1 protein-coding gene is annotated in these 1,933 nt (G+C 66.7%); it reads left to right on the top strand.

From position 1 onward, the window contains the following. The coding region (locus tag M8859_RS36605; RefSeq protein ID WP_372492981.1) for a condensation domain-containing protein at positions 1 to 1,933 on the top strand (1,933 nt) is incomplete at both ends.

Below are 1,933 nucleotides of genomic sequence, written 5' to 3'. Positions count from 1 at the left end.
GCTGGACGAGATTCCGTTGACGCCGGTGGGCAAGCTGGATCGGGCGGCTTTGCCGGAGCCGGTGTTCGCCGCTCGTGCTTTCCGTGCGCCGTCGACTCCGACGGAGGAGGTTGTGGCGGAGGTGTTCGCTGCGTTGTTGGTGGCCGAGGGTGGGGGTCGTGTGGGTGTGGATGATGATTTCTTCGAGTTGGGTGGTAATTCGTTGTTGGCGGCGCAGGCTGCGGCGCGGGTGGGTGCGGCGTTGGGTGTGCGGGTGCCGGTGCAGTTGTTGTTCGAGGTGTCGACGGTTGCGGGGTTGGCTGTGGGGGTGGAGCGGCTTGCGGGGTCGGTGGCGGGTCGGGCGTTGGTTGCGGGTGTGCGGCCGGAGCGGGTGCCGTTGTCGTATGCGCAGCAGCGGATGTGGTTTTTGAACCGGTTCGATCCGGGTAGTGGGGTGAACAATATTCCGGTCGCGGTGCGGTTGTCGGGGCGGTTGGATGTGGGGGCGTTGCGGGCTGCGGTGGGGGATGTGGTGGAGCGGCATGAGGTGTTGCGGACGGTGTATCCGGCTGTGGATGGGGAGGGTTTTCAGGTGGTGTTGCCGGTGGGGGACGCGCGGGCGGTGCCGGCGGTGGTGGTGGAGTCGGTGGAGGCTGCGGGGGTGGCTGGTCGGGTGGCTGCGGTGGTGGGTGAGGGTTTCGATGTGACGGTGGCGCCGCCGGTGCGGGTGCGGTTGTTGCGGGTGGGTGAGTTCGAGCATGTGCTGGTGTGTGTGGTGCATCACATCGCGGGTGATGGTTTTTCGATGGGGCCGTTGACGCGGGATTTGATGGCTGCGTATGTGCGGCGGTTGGGGGGTGAGGGGCCGGTGTGGGCGCCGTTGGCGGTGCAGTATGCGGATTTCGCGTTGTGGCAGCGGGAGGTTTTGGGTTCGGAGGATGATCCGGAGTCGGTGCTGGCGGGGCAGATCGCGTTTTGGCGGGCGGGTTTGGCGGGGTTGCCCGAGCAGTTGGAGTTGCCGGCGGATCGGGCGCGTGCGGCGGTGTCGTCGTATCGGGGGGCGACGGTGGGGTTCGAGGTGGATGCGGGGGTGGCCGCGGGGTTGGCGCGGGTGGCGCGTGCGCATGATGTGACGTTGTTCATGGTGGTGCATGCGGCGTTGGCGGTGTTGTTGGCGCGGTTGTCGGGGACGCGGGATATCGCGGTGGGGACGCCGGTGGCCGGGCGTGGTGAGGCGGTTTTGGATGATGTGATCGGGATGTTCGTCAATACGTTGGTGTTGCGGACCGAGATCGATCCCGCTGTGTCGTTTTCGGGGTTGCTGGCTGGGGTGCGGTCGGTGGATGTGGAGGCGTTCGGGCATGCGGATGTGCCGTTCGAGCGGTTGGTGGAGTTGCTGGATCCGCCGCGTTCGCCCGCGCGGCATCCGTTGTTCCAGGTGATGTTGACGTTCCAGAATTTGGTGGTGCCGGAGTTGGAGTTGCCGGGGTTGTCGGTGTCGGGGGTGGATTCGGCGGTGGGGGTGGCGAAGTTCGATCTGCAGTTGGCGGTGGCGGAGAGGTTCGATCGTGAGGGTGGGGTGGGGGGTTTGTCGGCGGCGTTCACTTATGCCACCGATTTGTTCGATGAGGCGACGGTGCGTGATTTCGCGGATCGGTTCACCCGGATCCTGGCCGCGGTCGCGGCGGATGCGTCGGTGGTGGTGGGGGATATCGATGTGCTGGCGCCCGGTGAGCGGGATCTGGTGTTGCACGAGTGGTCGACGCCGGGTGCGTTGGTGCCGGAGGTGACGTTGGTGGATGTGATCACCAGCCAGGCGCGGAACCGCCCGGATGCGGTCGCGATCCGTTTCGGGGACACCTTCTTGACCTTTGGTGAGTTGCAGCGGCGGGCGAATCGGGTGGCGCGGGCGTTGATCGCCCGTGGTGCGGGTCCGGAGTCGGTGGTGGCGGTG

The organism is Nocardia sputi, from assembly GCF_023501985.1.
Note: the sequence above shows the minus strand (reverse complement) of the source record. Positions and strands in the feature narration are given on the sequence as shown.